The organism is Streptomyces sp. NPDC060064, from assembly GCF_042736455.1.
Taxonomy (GTDB): Bacteria; Actinomycetota; Actinomycetes; order Streptomycetales; family Streptomycetaceae; genus Streptomyces.
Genome location: NZ_JBHWWF010000004.1, coordinates 225,162 through 247,090, shown reverse-complemented (window position 1 = coordinate 247,090; position 21,929 = coordinate 225,162). Strand labels below are relative to the sequence as shown.

The 21,929-nt window shown below is 69.9% G+C and carries 18 protein-coding genes; 5 read left to right on the top strand and 13 right to left on the bottom strand.

Translation table 11 applies throughout. The features are described 5' to 3' along the window. Positions 1-90: 90 nt before the first annotated feature. From ACFWDI_RS07575 to ACFWDI_RS07560, 4 genes are all read right to left on the bottom strand, one after another. A complete protein-coding gene (locus ACFWDI_RS07575; RefSeq protein ID WP_385301873.1) occupies positions 91-777 on the bottom strand; it encodes a small secreted protein in 687 nt (228 codons plus the stop codon). 187 nt (positions 778-964) lie between these two features. Further along, entirely contained in the window at positions 965-3,370 is a 2,406-nt protein-coding gene (locus ACFWDI_RS07570; RefSeq protein ID WP_385301872.1) for a sodium-translocating pyrophosphatase, read from the bottom strand. Between the two features lie 274 nt (positions 3,371-3,644). Then, positions 3,645-4,094: an ATP-binding protein gene (locus ACFWDI_RS07565; RefSeq protein ID WP_385301871.1), complete on the bottom strand. Its 450-nt coding sequence runs from the start codon at positions 4,092-4,094 to the stop codon at positions 3,645-3,647. 91 nt (positions 4,095-4,185) lie between these two features. Further along, complete coding sequence (locus tag ACFWDI_RS07560) at positions 4,186-4,539, bottom strand: STAS domain-containing protein (protein ID WP_003967428.1); 354 nt, start codon at positions 4,537-4,539, stop codon at positions 4,186-4,188. Between the two features lie 79 nt (positions 4,540-4,618). Here ACFWDI_RS07560 and ACFWDI_RS07555 point away from each other — a divergent pair, with 79 nt between their 5' ends. Further along, complete coding sequence (locus ACFWDI_RS07555) at positions 4,619-7,111, top strand: DEAD/DEAH box helicase (protein ID WP_385301869.1); 2,493 nt, start codon at positions 4,619-4,621, stop codon at positions 7,109-7,111. On the opposite strand, the gene ACFWDI_RS07550 is transcribed toward ACFWDI_RS07555, so the two are convergent. From ACFWDI_RS07550 to ssd, 7 genes are all read right to left on the bottom strand, one after another. Continuing rightward, entirely contained in the window at positions 7,047-7,412 is a 366-nt protein-coding gene (locus ACFWDI_RS07550) for an Rv3654c family TadE-like protein (RefSeq protein ID WP_385301867.1), read from the bottom strand. The two genes, ACFWDI_RS07555 and ACFWDI_RS07550, sit on opposite strands and share 65 nt — an antisense overlap. Further along, the gene (locus ACFWDI_RS07545) at positions 7,409-7,846 is read right to left on the bottom strand and encodes a TadE family type IV pilus minor pilin (protein ID WP_385301960.1); all 438 of its coding nucleotides are present in this window, start codon (positions 7,844-7,846) and stop codon (positions 7,409-7,411) included. Before ACFWDI_RS07545 ends, ACFWDI_RS07550 begins: the two co-directional genes overlap by 4 nt. A 61-nt stretch (positions 7,847-7,907) precedes the next feature. After that, positions 7,908-8,063, bottom strand: coding sequence for a DUF4244 domain-containing protein (locus ACFWDI_RS07540; RefSeq protein ID WP_385301865.1), 156 nt, complete (start codon positions 8,061-8,063; stop codon positions 7,908-7,910). A gap of 71 nt (positions 8,064-8,134) precedes the next feature. After that, positions 8,135-8,905 carry a type II secretion system F family protein gene (locus tag ACFWDI_RS07535; protein ID WP_385301864.1) on the bottom strand — a complete coding sequence of 257 codons (771 nt, stop codon included), beginning with the start codon at positions 8,903-8,905 and terminating at the stop codon, positions 8,135-8,137. Beyond that, positions 8,902-9,750, bottom strand: a complete 849-nt coding sequence (locus ACFWDI_RS07530) for a type II secretion system F family protein (protein ID WP_385301862.1) — start codon at positions 9,748-9,750, stop codon at positions 8,902-8,904. The genes ACFWDI_RS07535 and ACFWDI_RS07530 overlap by 4 nt, the downstream gene beginning before the upstream one ends. Further along, a complete protein-coding gene (locus ACFWDI_RS07525; protein ID WP_385301860.1) occupies positions 9,750-10,898 on the bottom strand; it encodes a TadA family conjugal transfer-associated ATPase in 1,149 nt (382 codons plus the stop codon). Before ACFWDI_RS07525 ends, ACFWDI_RS07530 begins: the two co-directional genes overlap by 1 nt. Next, positions 10,895-11,998 (bottom strand): septum site-determining protein Ssd, encoded by a 1,104-nt coding sequence (ssd, locus tag ACFWDI_RS07520; protein ID WP_362677974.1) that lies wholly within the window; start codon positions 11,996-11,998, stop codon positions 10,895-10,897. The genes ACFWDI_RS07525 and ssd overlap by 4 nt, the downstream gene beginning before the upstream one ends. Positions 11,999-12,477: 479 nt before the next feature. Here ssd and ACFWDI_RS07515 point away from each other — a divergent pair, with 479 nt between their 5' ends. After that, positions 12,478-13,326, top strand: coding sequence for an HAD family hydrolase (locus ACFWDI_RS07515; RefSeq protein ID WP_385301859.1), 849 nt, complete (start codon positions 12,478-12,480; stop codon positions 13,324-13,326). Positions 13,327-13,663: 337 nt separating this feature from the next. Here ACFWDI_RS07515 and ACFWDI_RS07510 read toward each other — a convergent pair whose 3' ends face one another. Continuing rightward, a complete protein-coding gene (locus ACFWDI_RS07510; protein ID WP_385301858.1) occupies positions 13,664-14,494 on the bottom strand; it encodes an oxidoreductase in 831 nt (276 codons plus the stop codon). Positions 14,495-14,596: 102 nt separating this feature from the next. Here ACFWDI_RS07510 and ACFWDI_RS07505 point away from each other — a divergent pair, with 102 nt between their 5' ends. After that, the gene (locus ACFWDI_RS07505) at positions 14,597-15,583 is read left to right on the top strand and encodes an ATP-binding protein (protein WP_385301857.1); all 987 of its coding nucleotides are present in this window, start codon (positions 14,597-14,599) and stop codon (positions 15,581-15,583) included. A gap of 48 nt (positions 15,584-15,631) precedes the next feature. Here the strand turns inward: ACFWDI_RS07505 and ACFWDI_RS07500 are convergent, their stop codons facing one another. Then, positions 15,632-16,900, bottom strand: coding sequence for a hypothetical protein (locus ACFWDI_RS07500; RefSeq protein WP_385301856.1), 1,269 nt, complete (start codon positions 16,898-16,900; stop codon positions 15,632-15,634). 292 nt (positions 16,901-17,192) lie between these two features. Between ACFWDI_RS07500 and ACFWDI_RS07495 the strand changes: the two genes are divergently transcribed. Together ACFWDI_RS07495 and acs are read left to right on the top strand one after the other, a co-directional pair. Then, entirely contained in the window at positions 17,193-19,589 is a 2,397-nt protein-coding gene (locus ACFWDI_RS07495; protein ID WP_385301855.1) for a SulP family inorganic anion transporter, read from the top strand. Positions 19,590-19,853: 264 nt separating this feature from the next. After that, on the top strand, positions 19,854-21,809 hold the full coding sequence (gene acs, locus ACFWDI_RS07490; protein ID WP_385301854.1) for an acetate--CoA ligase: 1,956 nt from the start codon (positions 19,854-19,856) through the stop codon (positions 21,807-21,809). The last annotated feature ends 120 nt before the right edge of the window (positions 21,810-21,929 follow it).

Genomic DNA, 21,929 nt, shown 5'->3' with positions numbered 1-21,929 from the left:
CGTGGTGCGGGGGACCGGGCCGTGCACGCGTGCCGAGCCGTACAGCGGGGCTGAGCCGGGCGCGCGGGCGGAGGCGGGCAGGGGGGAGGGTTATGCCTTGCTGGACGCCTTGCTCGAGGGGGTCGCTCCGGCCTTCGCGGGGCTCGAGGGGGTCGCTCCGGTCTTCGCGGGCGCCGAGGAGGACGAATCTGCCGGTTCGGACGGGGCGTCGGGAGCGGGCGCGGGGCTCGACGTCTTCTTCGCCTGGCAGCCGGGCTGCTTCGCCATCGCCGTGCCCAGTTCGCCGGACTGCAGCTTCTTCAGCGCGGCCTGGTCCATGTTCTCGATCTTCTTCAGCCCGTCGGCGACGCCCTGCAGGCCGTCCGCGAACTTCTGCTGGTCCTTCGCGTTGAGAGCGTCGACCTGCTTCTTCAGGTCGAGATACGCCTTGGCCGTGGCGTTGAGTTCGTTGACCGCGTCCGTCTGAAGCTTCTCGCCGTTGTCGACGGGCGGCGTGCCGGCCGCCTTCACGGCGGCGGCGAGCGCACCGTCCGCGGCCGCGATGTCCTGGAAGGCCTTCGAGTCCGCGGCCTGGATGTCGGCCGGCTTGCCGTCGGCTGCGGTCGAGATGATGGTCTGCTGGGCGTTGGCCCTCTTCTGGATCTGCGGCTGCGCCTGGTCGCAGACCTTCTTGGCCCAGGCATTCACCTTGCTGTCACCGCTGTCGTCGCTGCATCCCGACAGCGCCAGTACCAGTACCGCACCGCCGGACAGTGCGGCCGCAAGCTTCTTGTTCACCGGATTGGTCCCTTCCAAGGCTCTCGGCCCCGGAACATACACGCCATGTGGGCGACAACCGCGTGTCGTACACCCGATCCATAACCTATTGCAGCCATTTGCACCAAGGGAGACAAGGCTCACCCGCGCATGCAAACGGGCGGACGACGCGTCAAAGTGCGCCGTCCGCCCGCCTTTTGAGCTGGTGCTACGAAACCACCGCTGGATCAGGTGACTTCGAGCTCCGCTCCGCGGAGTTGCCTTCGTCACCGACAGCGATGCCTCGCCGCTTGGAGACGTACACCGCGCCGGTGATGACGAGGATGGCGAGTACCGCCACCAGCGCCCGCACTCCGGCGTTGGAGTCGTCCCCGTAGCTGAACTGCACCACCGCGGGCGCGATGAGCAGTGCCACCAGGTTCATCACCTTCAGCAGCGGGTTGATGGCGGGCCCGGCGGTGTCCTTGAACGGGTCGCCGACGGTGTCGCCGATGACGGTCGCGGCGTGGGCCTCACTGCCCTTGCCACCGTGATGGCCGTCCTCGACGAGCTTCTTGGCGTTGTCCCACGCGCCACCGGAGTTGGCCAGGAAGACGGCCATCAAGGTGCCGGTGCCGATAGCGCCCGCGAGGAAGGAGCCGAGGGCTCCGACGCCGAGCGAGAAGCCGACGGCGATCGGGGTCAGTACGGCGAGCAGACCTGGTGTGGCCAGCTCGCGCAGCGCGTCCTTGGTGCAGATGTCGACGACGCGCCCGTACTCCGGCGTCTCGGTGTAGTCCATGATCCCGGGGTGCTCGCGGAACTGCCGCCGCACCTCGTAGACCACCGCGCCCGCCGACCGGGACACCGCGCTGATCGCAAGCCCCGAGAAGAGGAAGACGACCGCGGCGCCGAGGATGAGGCCCACCAGGTTGTTGGGCTGCGAGATATCCATGACCAGGTTCATCGGGGCGCCGTCGCCGACCTTCTCGCCGACGTCCCGTGCGGCGTTCGCGATGGCTTCGCGGTACGAGCCGAAGAGCGCGGCCGCCGCCAGTACAGCCGTGGCGATGGCGATGCCCTTGGTGATGGCCTTGGTGGTGTTGCCGACGGCGTCGAGGTCGGTGAGGACCTGCGCACCCGCGCCCGTGACGTCCCCGGACATCTCGGCGATGCCCTGGGCGTTGTCGGAGACGGGACCGAAGGTGTCCATGGCGACGATGACGCCGACGGTGGTGAGCAGGCCGGTGCCGGCCAGTGCCACCGCGAAGAGCGCGAGCATGATCGACGTACCGCCGAGCAGGAACGCCCCGTACACGGCCAGGCCGATCAACAGCGCGGTGTACACGGCGGATTCCAGACCGATGGAGATACCGGCCAGCACCACCGTCGCGGGTCCGGTCAGCGAGGACTTGCCGATGTCCCTGACGGGACGCCGGGTGGTCTCCGTGAAGTACCCCGTCAGCTGCTGGATCAGGGCCGCCAGCACGATGCCGATGGCCACCGCGACGACCGCCAGAACCCGCGGGTCCCCGCTGTGCGTCTTGATGGCTGCCTCGGTGACGCCGTCCAACTCGGCGTACGAGGAGGGCAGATAGACGAAGACCGCCGCGGCCACCAGGGCCAGCGAGATCAGTGCGGAGATGAAGAATCCGCGGTTGATGGCAGTCATCCCGCTGCGGTCGGCGCGCCGCGGGGCGACCGCGAAGATGCCGATCATCGCGGTGACCACGCCGATCGCCGGGACGATCAGCGGAAAGGCGAGTCCGGCGTCGCCGAATGCCGCCTTGCCGAGGATGAGTGCCGCGACGAGCGTGACGGCGTACGACTCGAAGAGGTCGGCCGCCATACCCGCGCAGTCACCGACGTTGTCGCCCACGTTGTCGGCGATGGTGGCGGCGTTGCGCGGGTCATCCTCCGGGATGCCCTGCTCGACCTTGCCGACGAGGTCGGCGCCGACGTCGGCGGCCTTGGTGAAGATGCCGCCGCCGACACGCATGAACATGGCGATCAGCGCGGCGCCGAGGCCGAAGCCCTCGAGCACCTTGGGGGCGTCGGCCGCGTAGACGAGAACCACGCAGGAGGCACCGAGCAGGCCGAGGCCCACCGTGAACATGCCGACCACGCCTCCCGTGCGGAAAGCGATCTTCATGGCCTTGTGCGAGACGGCCGTCAGATCCTTTTCCGGCTCGCCCTCCGCCGGTGTCGCTTCACGCGCGGCCGCGGCCACGCGCACATTTGCTCGTACGGCAAGACGCATGCCGATGTATCCGGTGGCCGCCGAGAAGATCGCCCCCACCAGGAAGAACACCGAACGTCCGGCTCGCTGTGACCAGTCGTCGGCCGGCAACAGCAGCAGCAGGAAGAACACAACGACGGCGAAGACGCCGAGGGTGCGCAACTGCCGTGTCAGATAGGCATTCGCGCCTTCCTGAACGGCTGCCGCGATCTTCTTCATGGAATCGGTGCCCTCGCCGGCGGCCAGCACCTGGCGCACCAGCAGCTGGGCGACGACCAGTGCCGCCAGGGCGACTCCCGCGATGACGATCACGATCAGCCGGTTGTTGTCGGTGAGTACCGCGGCTGCGAGAGAAGTGGGTTGATCGGACAGTTCTGAGTTGACGAGCCCCGCCATTCGTCCTCCTTGACGCTCAGAGCTCAAGATGTGGACGGATTGTATGGAGCGGAACCTGATCAAAACAGGGCGCGACAAATGTAATTGACCTTCACTTGCTACTCAGCAAATGATCGCGTCCCCAAAGTGGCCCCGAAAGAGGTAATGGGGCAAAGGCATTGACGCTTGATCGATGATCTACGGAAAAGGAAAAAGGCCCTGCTCAAGCAGGGCCTCTTCACTTCCCGGAACTACAAAACGATCAGCAAACTGTCCGCACGGTCGGGCCGCACGATCAGGGCGCTATGGTGGCCGGCGTCGTGGGCCAGCTCATCCGGATCACGCCGCCGTCCTCGGTGGAGGTGACCTCCACGTCGTCGACGAGGCCGCTGATGACCGCGAGGCCCATCATCTCGTCCTCGCCGTCGGAGTCCGGGTCCTCGTCCCCGGCCTCGCGGGCGCCTGGGGCCGCAGGGGACCCACCGCCGCCCGCAGCCGGGACCTCGTCCGCGACTTCGATGGAGAAGGCTTTCTCCTCCTCGGACAGCGCCACCCGAACGGGGGCGGTGATGCCATGGCTGCGGTGCAGCCCGACGGCACGGCTGCATGCCTCGCCGACCGCGAGCCGGACCTCGTCCAGCACGGCCTCGTCGACCCCGGCCCGGCGAGCCACGGCAGCGGCCACCAGACGGGCGGTCCTGACATGCTCGGGCTGGGCGCTGAAGCGGAGTTCAACGGTCGCCATGCATTCCCCCTCAGACGTACGGGCGTGCATCTCAGGGGACCGGGCTGGATGCCCGGTGCCCCTTCCTTCTTCCGGCAGTCCTCGCCGACCGTCAGTCGGTCGCCGCGACAGCTTCGTCGACCGTGGTGTGGATGGGGAACACCTTGGTCAGACCTGTGATCCGGAAGATCTTGAGAATGCGTTCCTGGTTGCAGACCAGGCGTAGCGAGCCTTCATGCGCACGCACACGCTTCAGGCCGCCCACGAGTACGCCGAGGCCGGTGGAGTCGAGGAAGTCCACGCCCTCCATGTCGACAACCAGGTGGTAGCTGCCGTCGTTCACCAACTCGACCAACTGCTCGCGCAGCTTGGGCGCGGTATACACATCAATCTCGCCACCGACCTCGACGACCGTACGGTCGCCACCAGGGCCGGACACATTGCGAGTCGACAGGGACAGGTCCACGGATCCTCCAGCACCTTGCTATCGAGCGGCCGCCCCATGAGGTCTCCCCGGCGGAGCCGGAGGACGGTCGCCAGCCGCGATGGCATTCAATCACTTACCAGCAGCCATGCACGACGCCTTGGGACCATTGTCCGTCACTCCGGTGACACACTCGGTGCCGATGGCCAAGAATCACCGTCCCAGACGACCTCCCGAGAGCGGGGAAACCCGCCCCTCCCCCGGTACGGTCCTCGACCGGCTCACCGCAGGGGCGAGCCGAGCTGCGCGCATCACTCATACGGAGCACTTGCCCCCCAGGCCCGGCCGCCATGCCGTCTGGCCCGACCGCATCCGCCCGGAAGTGATCAACGCCATTCAGCAGGCCGGCATCGAGCACCCCTGGACCCACCAGGCGGCCGCCGCCGAGCACGCCCTGGACGGCGAATCCGTCGTCATCGCCACCGGTACAGCGTCCGGCAAGTCCCTGGCCTACCTCGCGCCCGTACTCACCGCCCTGCTCGACGGCTCCGAGGCCGCCAACGGTCGCGGTACGACCGCCCTCTACCTGGCCCCCACCAAGGCCCTGGCCGCCGACCAGCGCCGCGCGGTGAAGGAGCTCGGCGCGCCGCTCGGCAACCGCATCCGCCCCGCGGTCTACGACGGCGACACGCCCGTCGAGGAACGCGAATGGGTCAGGCAGTACGCCAATTACGTCCTCACCAACCCCGACATGCTGCACCGCGGGATACTTCCCTCACATCCCCGCTGGTCCTCCTTCCTGCGCTCACTGCGCTACGTGGTGATCGACGAGTGCCACACCTACCGGGGTGTCTTCGGCTCGCACGTCGCCCAGGTGCTGCGCCGTCTTCGCCGTGTATGCGCCCGCTACGGTGCAAACCCCGTCTTCCTCCTCGCCTCCGCCACCGCCGCGGAACCTGCCCTGGCCGCCGGCCGGCTCACCGGCCTGCCCGTCCAGGAGGTCGCCGACGACGCCTCACCGCGCGGCGAACTTGTGTTCGCCCTCTGGGAGCCCCCGCTCACCGAGCTCCACGGCGAGAAAGGCGCTCCGGTGCGCCGCACCGCCACCGCCGAGACCGCCGACCTCCTCACCGATCTGACCGTCCAGGGAGTCCGTACGGTCGCCTTCGTACGCTCGCGTCGCGGGGCCGAGCTCATCTCCGTCATCGCCAAGGAACGCCTCGCGGAGATCGACCGCTCCCTGCCGCCGCGGGTCGCCGCCTACCGCGGCGGCTACCTCCCCGAGGAGCGCCGCGCCCTGGAACGGGCGCTGCACTCCGGCGAGCTCCTCGGCCTCGCCGCCACCACCGCCCTGGAACTCGGCGTCGACGTCTCGGGCCTCGATGCCGTCGTCATCGCCGGCTACCCCGGGACACGGGCGTCGCTGTGGCAGCAGGCGGGCCGCGCGGGCCGCTCCGGCCAGGGCGCCCTGGCCATCCTCGTCGCCCGCGACGACCCGCTGGACACCTTCCTCGTCCACCACCCCGAGGCGCTGTTCCAGCAGCCGGTGGAGTCCACCGTCCTCGACCCGGACAACCCGTACGTCCTGGCCCCCCATCTGTGCGCTGCCGCCGCCGAGCTCCCGCTCACGGAAGACGATCTTGAGCTCTTCGGCCCGGCGACCGCCGAGCTCATGCCCCAGCTGGAAGCGGCCAAGCTGCTCCGCCGCCGGGCCACCGCCTGGCACTGGACGCGCCGCGAGCGGGCCGCCGATCTCACCGACATCCGGGGCGAGGGCGGCCGCCCCGTCCAGATCGTCCAGATCGTCGAGGCCGCGACCGGCCGGCTGCTGGGCACGGTCGACGAGTCGGCCGCCCACACCGCCGTCCACGACGGTGCCGTCCACCTCCACCAGGGCCGTACGTACCTGGTGAAGCATCTGGACCTGGAGGACTCCGCAGCCCTCGTCGAGGAGGCCAACCCGCCGTACTCCACCACCGCCCGCGACACCACCTCCATCTCCGTACTCGAAACCGACACCGAGATCCCGTGGGGCGACGGTCGCCTCTGCTACGGCTCCGTCGAGGTCACCAACCAGGTCGTCTCCTTCCTGCGCCGCAAACTCATCACCGGTGAGGTGCTCGGCGAGACCAAACTCGATCTGCCGCCCCGCACCCTGCGCACCCGGGCCGTGTGGTGGACGGTCACCGAGGACCAGCTGGATGCCGCCCGGGTCAACCCGGAGCAGCTGGGCGGGGCCCTGCACGCCGCCGAGCACGCCTCGATCGGGATGCTGCCGCTCTTCGCCACCTGCGACCGCTGGGACATCGGCGGGGTCTCCGTGCCGCTCCACCCGGACACGCTGCTGCCGACGGTCTTCGTGTACGACGGCCATCCGGGTGGCGCGGGCTTCGCAGAGCGGGCCTTCCACACCGCCCGTGAGTGGCTCACCGCGACCCGTGAGGCGATCGCCTCCTGCGAGTGCGAGGCGGGCTGCCCGTCCTGCATCCAGTCCCCCAAATGCGGCAACGGCAACGATCCGCTGCACAAGCGCGGCGCGGTCCGCCTCCTCACGGAACTGCTCCGGGTGGCCCCGTCGGGCCAGGAGGTCCCGGCGGTCCCGCCCGCGACCTGACCGTCGGGGCGTACGGGCCGAAGCGGGCCTGCGCCGTCACATCGGCGATCTCGCCCCGCACGGCGCAGCGCACCACCGTCGCGCCCTGCGCCCGGGCCACATCGGCCGCCTTCGCACAGGCTGCGGCGGTGCCGCTCAGGGCGTGGTCCGCCGCAGCGAGTGCCGCCAAATCCGCGGCGGAGCCCGCCCGGTGTCGGGCGACCACGGCCTGGCCCATGGCCAGGACGGCCGCGAAGACCGCACACAGCACGGTCGTGGCCATGGCCACCCAGACGGTCGCCGACCCGCGCTCGCGGTTCACTGGGCCACCTCTGCGGTGCCTCCTGGGCCTGCGGCTGCTCGGCCGGCTCCCGGGCCCTGGGCGGTGTCCTGGGCCGCGGCGTCCTGGCCCACCGTGTCCTCGGCGAGGGCCGCGGCGTCCGCGCTCAGCGTCAGCGCCAGCCCGCCCGGCCCTGGAGCCTTCGCCTCGACCCGCACCCGCCACAGGGCCCCAGACCGCCCCAGCGTGACCCGGGCACCACCCGGGGCCGCCGAGCGGGCGGCGGCCAGCGCGACCGCCCGTGGCTCTGACCTGGCCGCGGCCCGGGCACCGGCCCGGGCCGCGTCGACGCACTGGATCTGCGCTGAGGCAGCCATCAGCGCCCAGACCAGGGCCATGGCGAAGACCACCAGAGCGGGCACCGCGACGGCCGCCTCCGCCGTCACGGACCCCCTGTCGCGCACCTGGCCGCGCATCTCAGATCCGCGCACTTCAGAACCCGGCGCCTCAAAACCGCGCACCTCAGAACCGGGCGCCTCAGAACTGCGCATTGAGAGCCTTCCCGATCACCGACTGCAGCGCCGCCGAAACAGCCCCGCTGGTCACGACCTTGTACAGGACGGCCGCGAAGGCACACGCAGCGATCGTCCCCATTGCGTACTCGGACGTGGTCATCCCTTCGTCCCTGCGCATCCTGCGCGTCAACCCGCGCACCCAGCCCCGCAACGAATTCCACATATCAACCAACCCCCAAGAGATTTCGCTCAGTTGCCGTTCAACAATCCGTCGGCCAGGCCGATCACCACCGGGGCCACCCCGACCGCCAGGAAGGCGGGCAGGAAGCAGAGCCCCACCGGAGCGGTGATCAGGACCTGCGCCTTCCGGCCCTGCGCCGCGGCCGCCCGCGCCTGGTCCGCCCGGAAGCGCTCGGCCAGTCGGGACACGGGCTCCGCCGCCGGTGCCCCGGTGGAGTCGGCCCGCTCCAGACATCGGGCCAGCGCCGCCGCGCCCGGTATCTGTCCGAACCAACCCCAGGCCTGTGCCGGCTCACCGCCGAGCCGCAGTTCGGCGGCCGCCCGCGCCAGCCGTTCGCCGACCGGCCCGCCGAGCGACTCCCCGACCGCCTCCGCCGCCTCGCGCGGACCAGCCCCTGCGGAGATGCAGGCCGCCAGCAGATCGGCGGCGAGCGGTAGTTGACGACCCGGCACACGGTCCCCGGCGTCCGCAGCAGGCTTACGGCTCCGCTGCCAACGCCACACGCCATATGCTCCGGCGAACCCGGCAACGGTGCCGATCACCCCGCCGACCAGGACATAGCCGGTGATCACCGCCCCCAGCGGAGCCACCCAGCGCCTCGCCCAGACGCCGCATTCGGGCCGCCACCGCCGTCGTTCGTACTGCACCGCCAGCAGCGCCTCGATCCGCCTGCGCACTCTGCGCTCGCGCCGTCGTCCCGCGACCACCAAACCCAGGCAGGCCACTGCGACCAGAACCCACACCGCTGCCCCCAGCCTGTGGACGGCGTCCCCGGTCATGTCTCCTCCCTGCCCCGTACGATCCGCATGGCCCAGCAGAACCCGGCCGCCTCCAGCAGCCCGCCGACCACCAGGCACACCAGGCCCGCAGCGGTGTGCAGCAGCACCCCGAGGGGATCGGCGCCCAGTGCCCAGCCCATCGCCAGGCCGACCAGCGGAAGCACCGCCAGCAGGACGACGGTCGACCACGCACCCGCCAACTGGGCCCGCAGCTCCTGCCGCTGGTCCCATTCGGCCCGCAGAGCCGCCTCCAGCCGGTCGAGCCCAGCGGCCAGACCCGCCCCGCTGTCCACGGCCACCCGCCAGCAGGCCGCGACCCCGGCAAGACCGTCCGCTCCCGGCTGTCTGGCCGCCTCCCGAAGCGCCTGAGGCACATCGCCCCCGAACCGCGCCGCCGCCAGCACCGCGGCCTCCGCTGCGCCCAGCACCCCGGTGGATCTGGCGGCGAACAGCAGCGCCTGCCCCGGCTGCAACCCCGCCCGCAGCTCGCCCGCGAGCGCACCGCACAACGCGATGACGCCCTCAGCCCGCCGCTCCCGCTCCCGCCTCCGCTCCCGGGCCTGCAACCGCCTCCTCACGAGCGGCACAGCCACCGCTCCCGCGACCAACGGCAGCACCGACTTCCCCAGCACCGCGAGGACCAGCGCCGCCGGCAGGCACAGCCACTCCCGCCGCAGCCGGACCACCGGCAGCAGCCGCTGGCAGGACCACCTCGGCGGCAACTCCACCGGCCCGCCGCCCGCGAGGAGCAGCCGCGCCCGCCGCAGCCCCTGCTCCCTGCCGACCGTCAGCCACGCCGCCGCACCCGCACACACCGCGGCCGCGTACACCGGGTCACCCGCCATCACAGCGAACCCCCGATCAGGGACCGCAGCCGCTCCCAGCCCCGCTCGTACGCAAACGCCTCCGCGCCCCACCGCAGCGCGGGCACCGTCACCACCAGCCCCGCCGGGTCCCGCTCCAGCACGTGCACCTCAGCGATCCGCCGCTGCCCGCCCCTGTCCCGTACGAGATGGACCACCACCGAGAGGGCCGCGGCCAACTGGCTGTGCAGCGCCGCCCGGTCGAGCCCCGCGGCTGTCCCCAGCGCCTCCAGCCGCGCCGGCACATCCGCCGCCGCATTGGCGTGCACAGTCCCGCAGCCGCCCTCGTGACCGGTGTTCAAAGCGGCCAGGAGCTCAGTCACCTCGGCTCCTCGCACCTCCCCCACCACCAGCCGGTCGGGCCGCATTCGCAACGCCTGCCGCACCAGATCCCGCAGCGTCACCCGGCCGGCGCCCTCCTGATTCGCCGTACGCGACTCCAGCCGCACCACATGTGGGTGGTCCGGCCTGAGCTCCGCCGAGTCCTCGGCCAGCACGATCCGCTCACGCTCCCCCACCAGCCCCAGCAGGCTCGAGAGCAAGGTTGTCTTGCCTGATCCCGTGCCACCGCTGATGAGGAAGGACAGCCGGGCCTCGATCAGCGCCCGCAGCACCCCGTCCCCGCCCGGCGGCACCGTCCCCGCCGTCACCAGCTCGCCCACCGAAAACGCCCTGAGCCGCACCACCCGCAGCGAAAGACACGTCGAGCCGACCGCCACCGGCGGGATCACGGCATGCATCCGTGTGCCGTCCGGCAGCCTGGCGTCCACCCACGGCCTGGCGTCATCCAGTCGCCGCTCGGCAACCGCCGCAAGCCGCTGTGCCAGCCTGCGCACCGACGCCGCATCCGCGAACGTCACCTCGGTGAGCTCGAGCCCGCGGCCCCGGTCCACCCACACCCGGTCGGGCGCGGACACCAGCACGTCCGTCACCGACGGATCGGCCAGCAGCGGCTCCAGCGGCCCCGTCCCCACCAGCTCGCATCGCAACTCCTGGGTGCCGCCCAGCACTTCAGCGTCCCCCAGCAGCCGCCCCTGTGCCCGCAGGGCTGCCGCCACCCTGGCCGGCGTCGGCTCGGCCCCGCTCTCCGCGAGCCGCTGTCGTACCGCGTCCAGCAGTCCGGCGCTCATGAGACCCCGCCCCCGGCCAGCGCCCGCTCCCAGAAGGCCGTACAGAACCTCGCCAGCGGCCCGCGCCCACTGCCTCCCGGCGGAGCGCCACCGTCCTGCGCCGCCAACAGTCCGGCCTCCACGGGCAGTTCACCCGCCAGCGGCAGCCCGAGGGCGTCCGCCACCCACTGCTCGTCCAGCCCGGCGGCGTACGGCCCGCGCACGACCGCCCGCAGGTCCTGGAGCACCATGCCCACTGTCGACGCCACCCGGTTCGCCGCGGCGACGGCTCGTAGCTCGCCCGGCACCACCAACAGGCCGAGATCCAGCTGGGCCAGGGCCTCCGCCACGCCTTCGTCGACCCGCCGCGGCAGATCCACGACCACCACCCCACCGCGCCTGCGCGCCGCGGCCAGGACCGACCGCATCGCCTCCGGCGGAATCACCACCGAATCGCCGCGGTCCCAGCTGAGCACCCGCAGCGCGTGCAGCTCGGGCAGCGACTCCTCGAGTGCCCCGCCGGCGACCCGTCCCTTGGAAGCGGCGAAATCCGGCCATCGTCTGCCGTCCGCTTGCTCTCCGCCGAGCAGCACGTCGAGCCCTCCGCCCAGCGGGTCGCCGTCGACGAGCATGGTGCGACGGCCGTCCCGGGCCGCGGTCACCGCGAGCGCGCAGGCCAGCGTCGATGCACCGGCGCCGCCCCGTCCGCCGATCACTCCGACGGTCAGCGCCTGCCGCCCGACCCCTTCGACCACATCGGCGATCCGGTCGACGAGCCAGCTCTCCGCATCGGGCAGCCGCAGCACGCAGTCCGCCCCGATCTCGACCGCCCGCCGCCAGACGTCCGGGTCGTCCTGGTCGTGCCCCACGAGCAGCACACCGCGTCTGCGGGTCGCTCCCCGGCAGCGCGCGGCCGCGTCGTCGCCGACCAGGACCAGTGGCGCGCCCTCCCAGCTTCCCCGTCGCTCCGGCACCGAATGGTGGACGTCAGGCTCGGCCCCGGCCGCGGCGCACAGCCGCAGCAGATCGTCGAGCAGTTCCAGGTCTTCAGTGACGATCAGCGGCCCGTCCCGGCGCCCTTCGGCGACCGGAGGCCGTTGCGATGTGATAGATCCAGCCACGATCTCCACGCCCCTCTTACTTCGATCTCACTTGAAGGCGAGATCTGCGATTCCTTCGGCCCGCGAACTACGCGGGTGGAATCACCGTGCAGCGCACCGGAAAATCGTGTGGATCTTGCTGAAAAACTGTGGACAACTAGCCACTTGTGAATATCCCCGTAGCCCATACCGGTGACTCTCGGAGAGCAGCGCAACCGCTACGCTCAGTGACGAGTCGGGGTATGCGGAACCCAGCAGCGGACACGGCCCGCGGAGGGAGGAATGATCGGAGTCGATCGCAGAAGGCGGACGAAATGCGTCCGGACATGCGACGACCCCCGCCGGGGGGGAGAGCGGGGGTCGTCTCTCCGGCCGACTCGGGGGGGGAGGAGCCGGACCGGGTTAGCACGGTCGCGAACGATCCGTGACTTCCATGGTGTACCCGAGAGCCTTCTCAGGCAAACCCACACGCCCGAGCGTACGCCGAATGGCGGGCACCTATGCTCAGGCTCGTGGAAAACCACTCCTTGCCCCGCGCAGCTGCCTTCTTTGACCTGGACAAGACGGTCATTGCGAAGTCATCGACTCTGACCTTCAGCAAGTCCTTCTACCAAGGCGGGCTGATCAACCGGCGCGCCGTACTACGCACCGCCTATGCCCAGTTCGTTTTTCTCGCGGGCGGCGCCGATCACGACCAGATGGAGCGGATGCGCCAGTATCTCTCCGCGCTCTGCAAGGGCTGGAACGTCCAGCAGGTCAAGGAGATCGTCGCTGAGACCCTCCATGACCTGATCGACCCGATCATCTACGACGAGGCCGCGTCGCTCATCGAGGGGCACCACACGGCCGGCCGCGACGTCGTCATCGTCTCCACGTCCGGCGCGGAGGTCGTCGAGCCGATCGGCGAGCTCCTCGGCGCGGACCGGGTGGTGGCCACCCGCATGGTGGTCGGCGAGGACGGCTGCTTCACGGGCGAAGTGGAGTACTACGCGTACGGGCCGACCAAAGCGGAAGCGGTCAAGGAGCTGGCCGCGTCCGAGGGATACGACCTGGCCCGCTGTTATGCATACAGCGACTCGGCCACCGATGTCCCGATGCTGGCGTCTGTCGGCCATCCGTACGCCGTGAATCCGGACCGCGCACTGCGTCGCGAGGCGACCGCGCGCGGCTGGCCGATTCTCGTCTTCAATCGCCCGGTGCAACTGAAGCAGCGGCTGCCCGCGTTCTCCATGCCGCCGCGCCCCGCTCTGGTCGCGGCGGCCGCGGTGGGTGCGGCCGCCGCCACGGCCGGCCTGGTCTGGTACGCCAGCCGTCGGCGCACCGCAGCCGCGCAGATCACCGCCGTATAGTAATTCGCCCGTATTTGAACCTAAAAGTAAAGATGCGCGGCCAGGGGTTCCGCTTCACCGCGAGCAGGAGTAGAAAGGACTTAACGGCCCGCGAGACCAAGGACATCCGAAAGGATCACCTTTAACGCATGAAGGCCCACGGACCGAAGCATGAAAACTGAGCACCCACGCGACGTCGACCCGTCGATTACGGGCCAGCCGCACCAGGTGACGGGCAGAAGTTCCCGACCTGATGGGCAAATATTCGAGGACGCATGGTAACTCGGCGGACGTGCCAGCGGCGGTACCACCCATTGGTACCGCCGCAACCCTGTTCAGGGGCTTTTTCAGAGGCAGTTCAGGCAGCGCCGCGCTGCAGCGCCTCGCACACCGCCGTCGACTCCCGGACTCCCAGCTCGACCGCACGTCCGCAGTGCGCGATCCAGGCGGCCATGCCCTCCGGCGTTCCGGACCGATAGCCCTCGAAGGCCGCGACGTACGCCGCCCGCCCCTGCTCCGCGTGGCCGACCTCCGCCGGGCAGATCGACTTGGGGTCGAGTCCGCTGCCGATCAGCACAATGCGCTCGGCCGCCCGCGCGACCAAGCCGTTGTACGAGCCGAAGGGGCGCAGCGCCAGCAGCTCGCCGTGCACCACGGCCGCCGTCACCAGCGCCGGCGCGGAACTTCCCACGATGATCAGCTCCGCCAGGCCGTCGAGCCGGCCGGCCACCTCGCTCGCGTCCGGCAGCGGCGCCTCGAACAGCGGCTCGTCGACCGCCTCGCCCGCCAGGCGCGGACGGCCCACCGTCTCGTCGTCACCGGCGCCGCCTGCCGCGACCAGATGCAGCCGGGCCAGCACCCGCAGCGGCGACTGCCGCCAGATCGAGAGCAGTTGACCGGCCTCGGCGGTCAGCCGCAGCGCCGCGCCGACCGTACGCGCCTCGGCCTCGACGCCGAAGTCGGTGCGCCTGCGTACTTCTTCCAGGGCCCAGTCCGCTCCGGACAGCGCGGCGGAACCGCGCGCTCCGCGCAGTGCCGCCTCCGAGGTGACCTCATTACTGCGGCGCCGCATGACCCGGTGCCCGTAGACGCGGTCGACGGCTTTGCGTACGGAGTCCACGGAGTCGGCGACGCCCGGCAGGGAGCCGAGAGTGGCGAGGGGGTCGACCGACGAGGCATTCGTACTCATAGGTAGCGAGGCTACGCGCACGCGGGGCGCGTCCCACCTTGGAGTGGTCTTGTTCACGCACCTCGACCACACCGTGCGCACATACCGCTACCCTAGGTGAACATGAAGATCGCTTTCGTAGGGAAGGGCGGCAGCGGCAAGACCACGCTGTCCTCGCTCTTCATCCGCCACCTGGCCGCCAATGAAGCCCCCGTCGTCGCGGTGGACGCCGACATCAACCAGCACCTGGGGGCCGCGCTCGGTCTCGACGAGGCGGAGACCGCCGCGCTGCCCGCGATGGGAGCGCATCTGCCGCTCATCAAGGACTACCTGCGTGGCTCCAACCCCCGGGTCGCCTCCGCCGAGACGATGATCAAGACCACGCCGCCGGGCGAGGGCTCGCGGCTGCTGCGCGTCAATGAGGACAACCCGGTCTACGAGGCCTGTGCCCGCACCGTCCGCCTCGACGACGGGGACATCCGGCTGATGGCGACGGGCCCCTTCACCGAGTCCGATCTGGGGGTGTCCTGCTACCACTCCAAGGTCGGAGCAGTCGAGCTCTGCCTCAACCATCTGGTCGACGGCCCGGACGAGTATGTGGTCGTCGACATGACCGCGGGCTCGGACTCCTTCGCCTCCGGGATGTTCACGCGTTTCGACATGACGTTCCTGGTGGCCGAACCGACTCGCAAGGGCGTCTCCGTCTATCGCCAGTACACGGAGTACGCACGGGACTTCGGCGTCGCGCTGAAGGTCGTCGGCAACAAGGTGCAGGGCCGGGACGACATGGACTTCCTGCGCGAGGAGGTGGGCGACGACCTGCTCGTCACGGTCGGGCAATCCGACTGGGTCAGGGCGATGGAGAAGGGCCGGCCGCCGCGCTTCGAGCTGCTGGAGGCGGAGAACCGCATGTCGCTGCAGGCCCTGCAGAACGCCGCGGAGGACTCGTACGAGAACCGCGACTGGGAGCGCTACACGCGCCAGATGGTGCACTTCCACCTGAAGAACGCGGAGAGCTGGGGGAACGCGAAGACCGGCGCCAACCTGGCGGCGCAGGTCGACCCCGGCTTCGTGCTCGGCGAGCATTCAGCAGTACCCCAGCCCAGCTGAGGAAACCGCACCCCAGGACCGGCATACTCCCCGGGCGTGTGGCGGATGTCAGTGCTGCTCAGCCTGCTTCGCCGCGGGCTGGGCGGCGAGGAAGCCCGTCCAGCCGCCCGGCGGGGCCTGTCCGACCTTCAGGCCGTGCATCTTCTGGAGGACCGCCGGGTCCTGCGCGTCCAGCCAGTCGGCGAGCTGCCGGAAGGACACGCACTTCACATCGCGCTTCACACAGACCGTCGCGATCGTCTCCTCGACGGCACGCATATACGTGCCGCCGTTCCAGGACTCGAAGTGGTTGCCGATGATCAGCGGGGCGCGATTGCCCTTGTACGCGCGGTTGAAGGCCTGCACCAGGCCGTCGCGCATCTGGTTGCCCCAGTACTCGCGCTCCGCCGGGTCGCCGTTGACCGTCCCCGACTGATTGACCATGAAGTTGTAGTCCATGGAGAGCGTCTCAAAGGCGCGGCCCGGTACCGGGACCAGCTGCATCGACAGGTCCCACAGGCCCAGTTCCTTCTTGGGCCAGATCTGGTCATTGACGCCGCTGGTGTCATAGCGGAAGCCCAACTCGCTCGCGGCACGGAGAAAGTTCGGGCGTCCCTCGAGGCAGGGCGTGCGGGCGCCGATGAGCTCCTTCTCGTAGTCGAAGGGCAGCGGCTGCTCGGTCTCCAGGCCGGCGTTCGTCCTCCAGTTCTCCACAAAGGACTTGGCCTGACTGATCTCGCTCTTCCACTCGTCGACGGACCAGTTGCCGACCCCGCCGTCCTTGCCGCAGAAGTGGCCGTTGAAGTGGGTACCCACTTCATTGCCCTCCTGCCAGGCGCCGCGCAGCTCACGCACGGTGTCCCTGATGCCCTGGATGTCATTGAAGCCGATTTCGGAGCTTCCGGCCAAGTGCTGGGGCGGGTCGTAGAGGTTCGCCTTCGCCTCGGGGAGCAGATAGATGCCGCTGAGGAAGTAGGTCATCGTCGCGTCGTACTTCCTGCCGACCTTGCGGAAGTGCGAGAAGAGCTTCTGACTGTCCTCGCTGGCCCCGTCCCAGGAGAACACCACGAACTGCGGTGGCGCCTGACCGGGCTTCAGACGCTGTGGCTTCATCAGGCCGGGCTGAGCTCCGGTGAACGCCGTCGAGCCGTCGCCGATGAGACGTACCGCACTCTGGGGGCCCGCAGCGCCGTGCTTTGCTCCGGGGGCGCCGTGCTTCGCCCGGGGGGCGCCCTGCTTGCGGACGGACGCTGCCTCCGTACCGGAACAGCCGGCTAGCCCCGCGACCAGCGCCGTTGCGACTGCAGCGACAGCGATCCTCTTCGTAGCGGCCTTCATCCGCCCACCCTCTTTCCTGGACCGTATGCCTATATGTCTGTACGACGACCTACTTACGGCGCCGACAAACTCGCATCGCGGTGGTGAGAGGGAAGCGCGACGAGCCGCGTTCAAATCATTAATCACTGGATCGGGTGAAAGAGTGCCCCATTTGCCCTGAAATTAATGCCAGACTCTTTACTCTGCATTACGATCCATTTACCGAGAGTTGAGTATCCCGCCGCTGCACGCCGTGACCCACGGCCGCGTCCCCCCATTCCGCGACCGCGCTGCCCCGGAGGAGACGGGAACCATGCCTTCCTGCGTCCCCACTCGCACCGACGACCCTTCGCGCAAGACCAAGCACAACAAGTCCCGTACCAAGTCCCGTACGAAGTCGCTCACGTTTCTCGCCTCGCGCTTCCAGCGCCCGCACAGTCCGCCGTCGCCCGACGGCGGCCATGGCGGTGGCCGTCGATTCCGTATCGCGGGCGCCGACTTCTCCGCCTCGATCTCCGTCTTTCTGATCGCGCTGCCGCTCTCCCTCGGCATCGCACTCGCCACCGGCGCACCACTCCAGGCCGGGCTGGTGGCCGCCGCCGTCGGCGGCATCGTCGTCGGCCGGCTCGGCGGGTCACCGCTGCAAGTCAGCGGCCCCGCGGCCGGACTGACCGTCGTCACCGCCGATCTGATCCAGCGGTACGGCTGGCGCACCACCTGCGCCATGACCGTTCTCGCCGGACTCGTCCAACTCGGGCTGTCCGCCCTGCGGGTGGCCCGTTCGGCCCTCGCCGTCAGCCCGGCGATCGTGCACGGCATGCTGGCCGGCATCGGCGTCACGATCGCCCTCGCCCAACTCCATATCGTTCTCGGCAGCACCCCGCAGAGCTCGGCGGTCGACAACGTCCGGGCTCTTCCGGCCCAGTTGGCCGGCCTCCACCCGGCCGCACTCTCGGCCAGCATCCTGACCGTCGCCGTACTGCTGCTGTGGCCACGGATTCCGGGGCGTACGGGCCGGATCGTACGAAAGCTCCCGGCCGCGCTCGCCGCGGTGGCGGGCGCGACCGTCTTCGCCACGCTCGCCGGGCTGAACCTGACGCGCGTCGATCTGCCGTCCTGGAGCAGCCACGCCCTGCCCCAGCTGCCCGAGGGTCCGGTGCTGGGCATACTCGCCGCCGTGCTCACCATCACCTTGGTGGGCAGCGTGGAGTCACTGCTGTCGGCGGTCGCCGTCGACAAGCTGGTGGCCGCCCGCAAGGAGCCGGCCGTTCGCATTCCGCGCGCTCATCTCGACCGCGAGCTGGCCGGGCAGGGAGCGGCGAATGTCGTCTCCGGCGCACTCGGCGGGCTGCCCGTCACCGGGGTCGCCGTACGCAGCTCCGCGAATGTGTCCGCGGGCGCTGTGAGCCGTAACGCCACGATGCTGCACGGCATGTGGATCGCCATCGCCGCGCTGCTGCTGGTGCCCGTGCTCGATCTGATCCCGCTGGCGGCCCTCGCCGCGCTGGTGATGGTCGTGGGCGTCCAGATGGTCAGCATCACGCATCTGCGCAGCGTGAAGCGGAACCGCGAAATGCTGGTGTACACGGTGACGCTGGCCTCGGTCGTCATCACCGGCGTACTGGAAGGAGTGGCGATCGGGATCGCGGTGGCGGTCGCCGTCGCGCTGCACCGACTGACCAGGACCCGGATCACCTCCGCCGAGCAGGAAGGGGTCCACCGGGTGCGGGCGCGCGGTCAGTTGACGTTCCTCGCCGTGCCTCGGCTGAGCCGGATGCTGAGCCAGATCCCCCAGGAGGCCGACTGCGTCATCGAGCTGGACGGGTCGTTCATGGACCATGCCGCGTACGAAGCGCTGCACGACTGGCAGATCTCGCATGTCGCGCAGGGCGGGACGGTGGAGTTCACCGGCCGGGCAGGGGGCCGGATCAGCGAACCCGCCTCCGAAACACACGGCTGCTGCCGCCCCTGGACGCCCTGGCGCAACCACCACTGCGACGAGCGCCCGCCACGCGCCAAGCCGCATCAACTGGCCAACGGGCTCAGCTCGTTCCAGCGCAATACCGCTCCACTGGTGCGCGACGAGCTGGCGCGGCTGGCCCGCGAGGGGCAGCGGCCCTCGCAGCTCTTCCTCACCTGCGCCGACTCCCGCCTGGTCACCAGCATGATCACGGCCAGCGGTCCGGGCGATCTGTTCACCGTACGTAATGTGGGCAATCTGGTGCCCCTCCCCGGCGCGGAGAGCAGCGACGACTCGGTGGCGGCCGCGATCGAGTACGCCGTCGATGTGCTGGAGGTGGACTCGATCACCATCTGCGGGCACTCCGGGTGCGGGGCGATGCAGGCCCTGCTGAACGCTCCGCCCGGGGGCGCCCAGACCCCGCTGCGGCGCTGGCTGCGCCACGGGCTGCCGAGTCTGGAGCGGATGAAGTGCCGACACCGTTCCTGGGCCAGGATCTCCGGGCGGCTGCCGACCGACGCTGTCGAGCAGCTGTGTCTGACGAATGTGGTCCAGCAGTTGGAGCATCTGCGCGCCCATGAGGCGGTGGCCAGGCGGCTCGCCGAGGGCACGCTGGAGCTGCACGGCATGTACTTCCATGTCGGCGAGGCCCAGGCGTATCTGCTCGCGAGCAGCGACGAGCATGAGATCGACGAGGTCTTCGACCGAGTTGCCCCCACCCCCTCGGTCCTCCAGAAGTCGCGCGCCTGAACCGCCCCCCGGAAACCACGCGCCCTCAAAAACGCGCCCTGAAACCACGCGCCTGAAACCACACGCCCTGAAACCACGTGCCTGAACCGCTCACCCTTCCCGTCCGTGAGAACGTATGGCCCCTCTTTCCCGCCGCCCGGGGAGGAGGGGCCACCTATAGGTCTAAACCAATTTCCGGCAGGCTCTTGTGTCCCGGCCCGTCGGCTGATGAGCTATGGCCTGGGACACATAGGCACATAGGACGCCCTGGGAAAGGGAGATGTCGTGAGCAACGAAAGCCTGGCCAACCTGCTCAAGGAGGAGCGGCGGTTCGCGCCTCCGGCCGAGCTGGCCGCGAACGCCAACGTGACGGCGGAGGCGTATGAGCAGGCCGAGGCGGACAGGCTTGGCTTCTGGGCCGAGCAGGCGCGCCGGCTCACCTGGGCCACCGAACCGACCGAGACCCTCGACTGGACCAACCCGCCGTTCGCGAAGTGGTTTGCCGACGGCAAACTCAACGTCGCGTACAACTGCGTGGACCGCCATGTCGAAGCGGGCAACGGCGACCGCGTCGCCCTCCACTTCGAGGGTGAGCCCGGCGACAGCCGGGCCATCACCTACGCCGAGCTCAAGGACGAGGTCTCGCGCGCCGCGAACGCCCTCACCGAGCTGGGAGTCGTCAAGGGCGACCGGGTCGCCGTCTACCTCCCGATGATCCCCGAAGCCGTTGTGGCGATGCTGGCCTGCGCCCGTATCGGCGCCGCCCACTCGGTGGTCTTCGGTGGCTTCTCGGCCGAGGCCGTCGCCTCCCGTATCCAGGACGCCGACGCCAAGCTGGTCATCACCGCGGACGGCGGCTACCGCCGCGGCAAGCCGACCGCGCTCAAGCCCGCGATCGACGAGGCTGTCGCCAAGTGCCCGCAGGTCGAGCATGTCCTGGTGGTACGGCGTACCGGCCAGGACACAGCGATCACCGAGGGCCGCGACGTGTGGTGGCACGACATCGTCACCCGCCAGTCCGCCGAGCACACCCCGGAGGCCTTCGACGCGGAGCACCCGCTCTTCATCCTCTACACCTCCGGCACGACGGGTAAGCCGAAGGGCATCCTGCACACCTCCGGCGGCTATCTCACCCAGGCGGCCTACACCCACCACGCCGTCTTCGACCTCAAGCCGGAGACGGACGTCTTCTGGTGCACCGCCGACATCGGCTGGGTGACCGGCCACTCGTACATCGTGTACGGGCCGCTGGCCAACGGCGCGACCCAGGTGATGTACGAGGGCACGCCCGACACCCCGCACCAGGGCCGCTTCTGGGAGATCATCCAGAAGTACGGCGTCACGATCCTCTACACGGCGCCGACCGCGATCCGTACGTTCATGAAGTGGGGAGACGACATCCCCGCCAAGTTCGACCTGAGCAGTCTGCGGATCCTCGGGTCGGTCGGTGAGCCCATCAACCCCGAGGCGTGGATGTGGTACCGGGAGCACATCGGCGCCGGCAAGACCCCGATCGTCGACACCTGGTGGCAGACCGAGACCGGCGCGATGATGATCTCGCCGCTGCCCGGTGTCACCGAGACCAAGCCCGGATCCGCGCAGCGCGCGCTGCCCGGGATCTCGGCGACCGTCGTGGACGACGAGGCGAACGATGTGCCCAACGGTGGCGGCGGCTATCTCGTCCTCACCGAGCCGTGGCCGGCGATGCTGCGCACCATCTGGGGCGACGACCAGCGCTTCATCGACACGTACTGGTCGCGCTTCGAGGGCAAGTACTTCGCGGGCGACGGCGCCAAGAAGGACGACGACGGCGATATCTGGCTGCTGGGCCGGGTCGACGACGTGATGCTGGTGTCCGGCCACAACATCTCGACCACCGAGGTGGAGTCGGCCCTGGTCTCGCACCCGAAGGTCGCCGAGGCGGCGGTCGTGGGCGCGACGGACGAGACGACCGGTCAGGCGATCGTTGCCTTCGTGATCCTGCGCGGTACGGCGAGCGAGGACGAGAACCTCGTGAACGACCTGCGCAACCACGTGGGCGCGACGCTCGGCCCGATCGCCAAGCCGAAGCGGGTGCTGCCGGTGGCGGAGCTGCCGAAGACGCGCTCCGGCAAGATCATGCGCCGGCTGTTGCGTGATGTTGCCGAGAATCGTCAGCTGGGCGATGTCACCACGCTCACGGACTCGTCGGTGATGGACCTGATCCAGTCGAAGCTGCCGAGCGCGGCCAGCGAGGACTGAGACCCGGCGTTGGGGGAAGGGGTCCCGGCCCCCCCCGGGGGGCGGGCCCCCTAGCCCCGGTAGGGGTTGGGTGCCAGGGGGTGGGGGCCCGGGTGGTGCCGGGGCCCGCGCCCCCCTGCC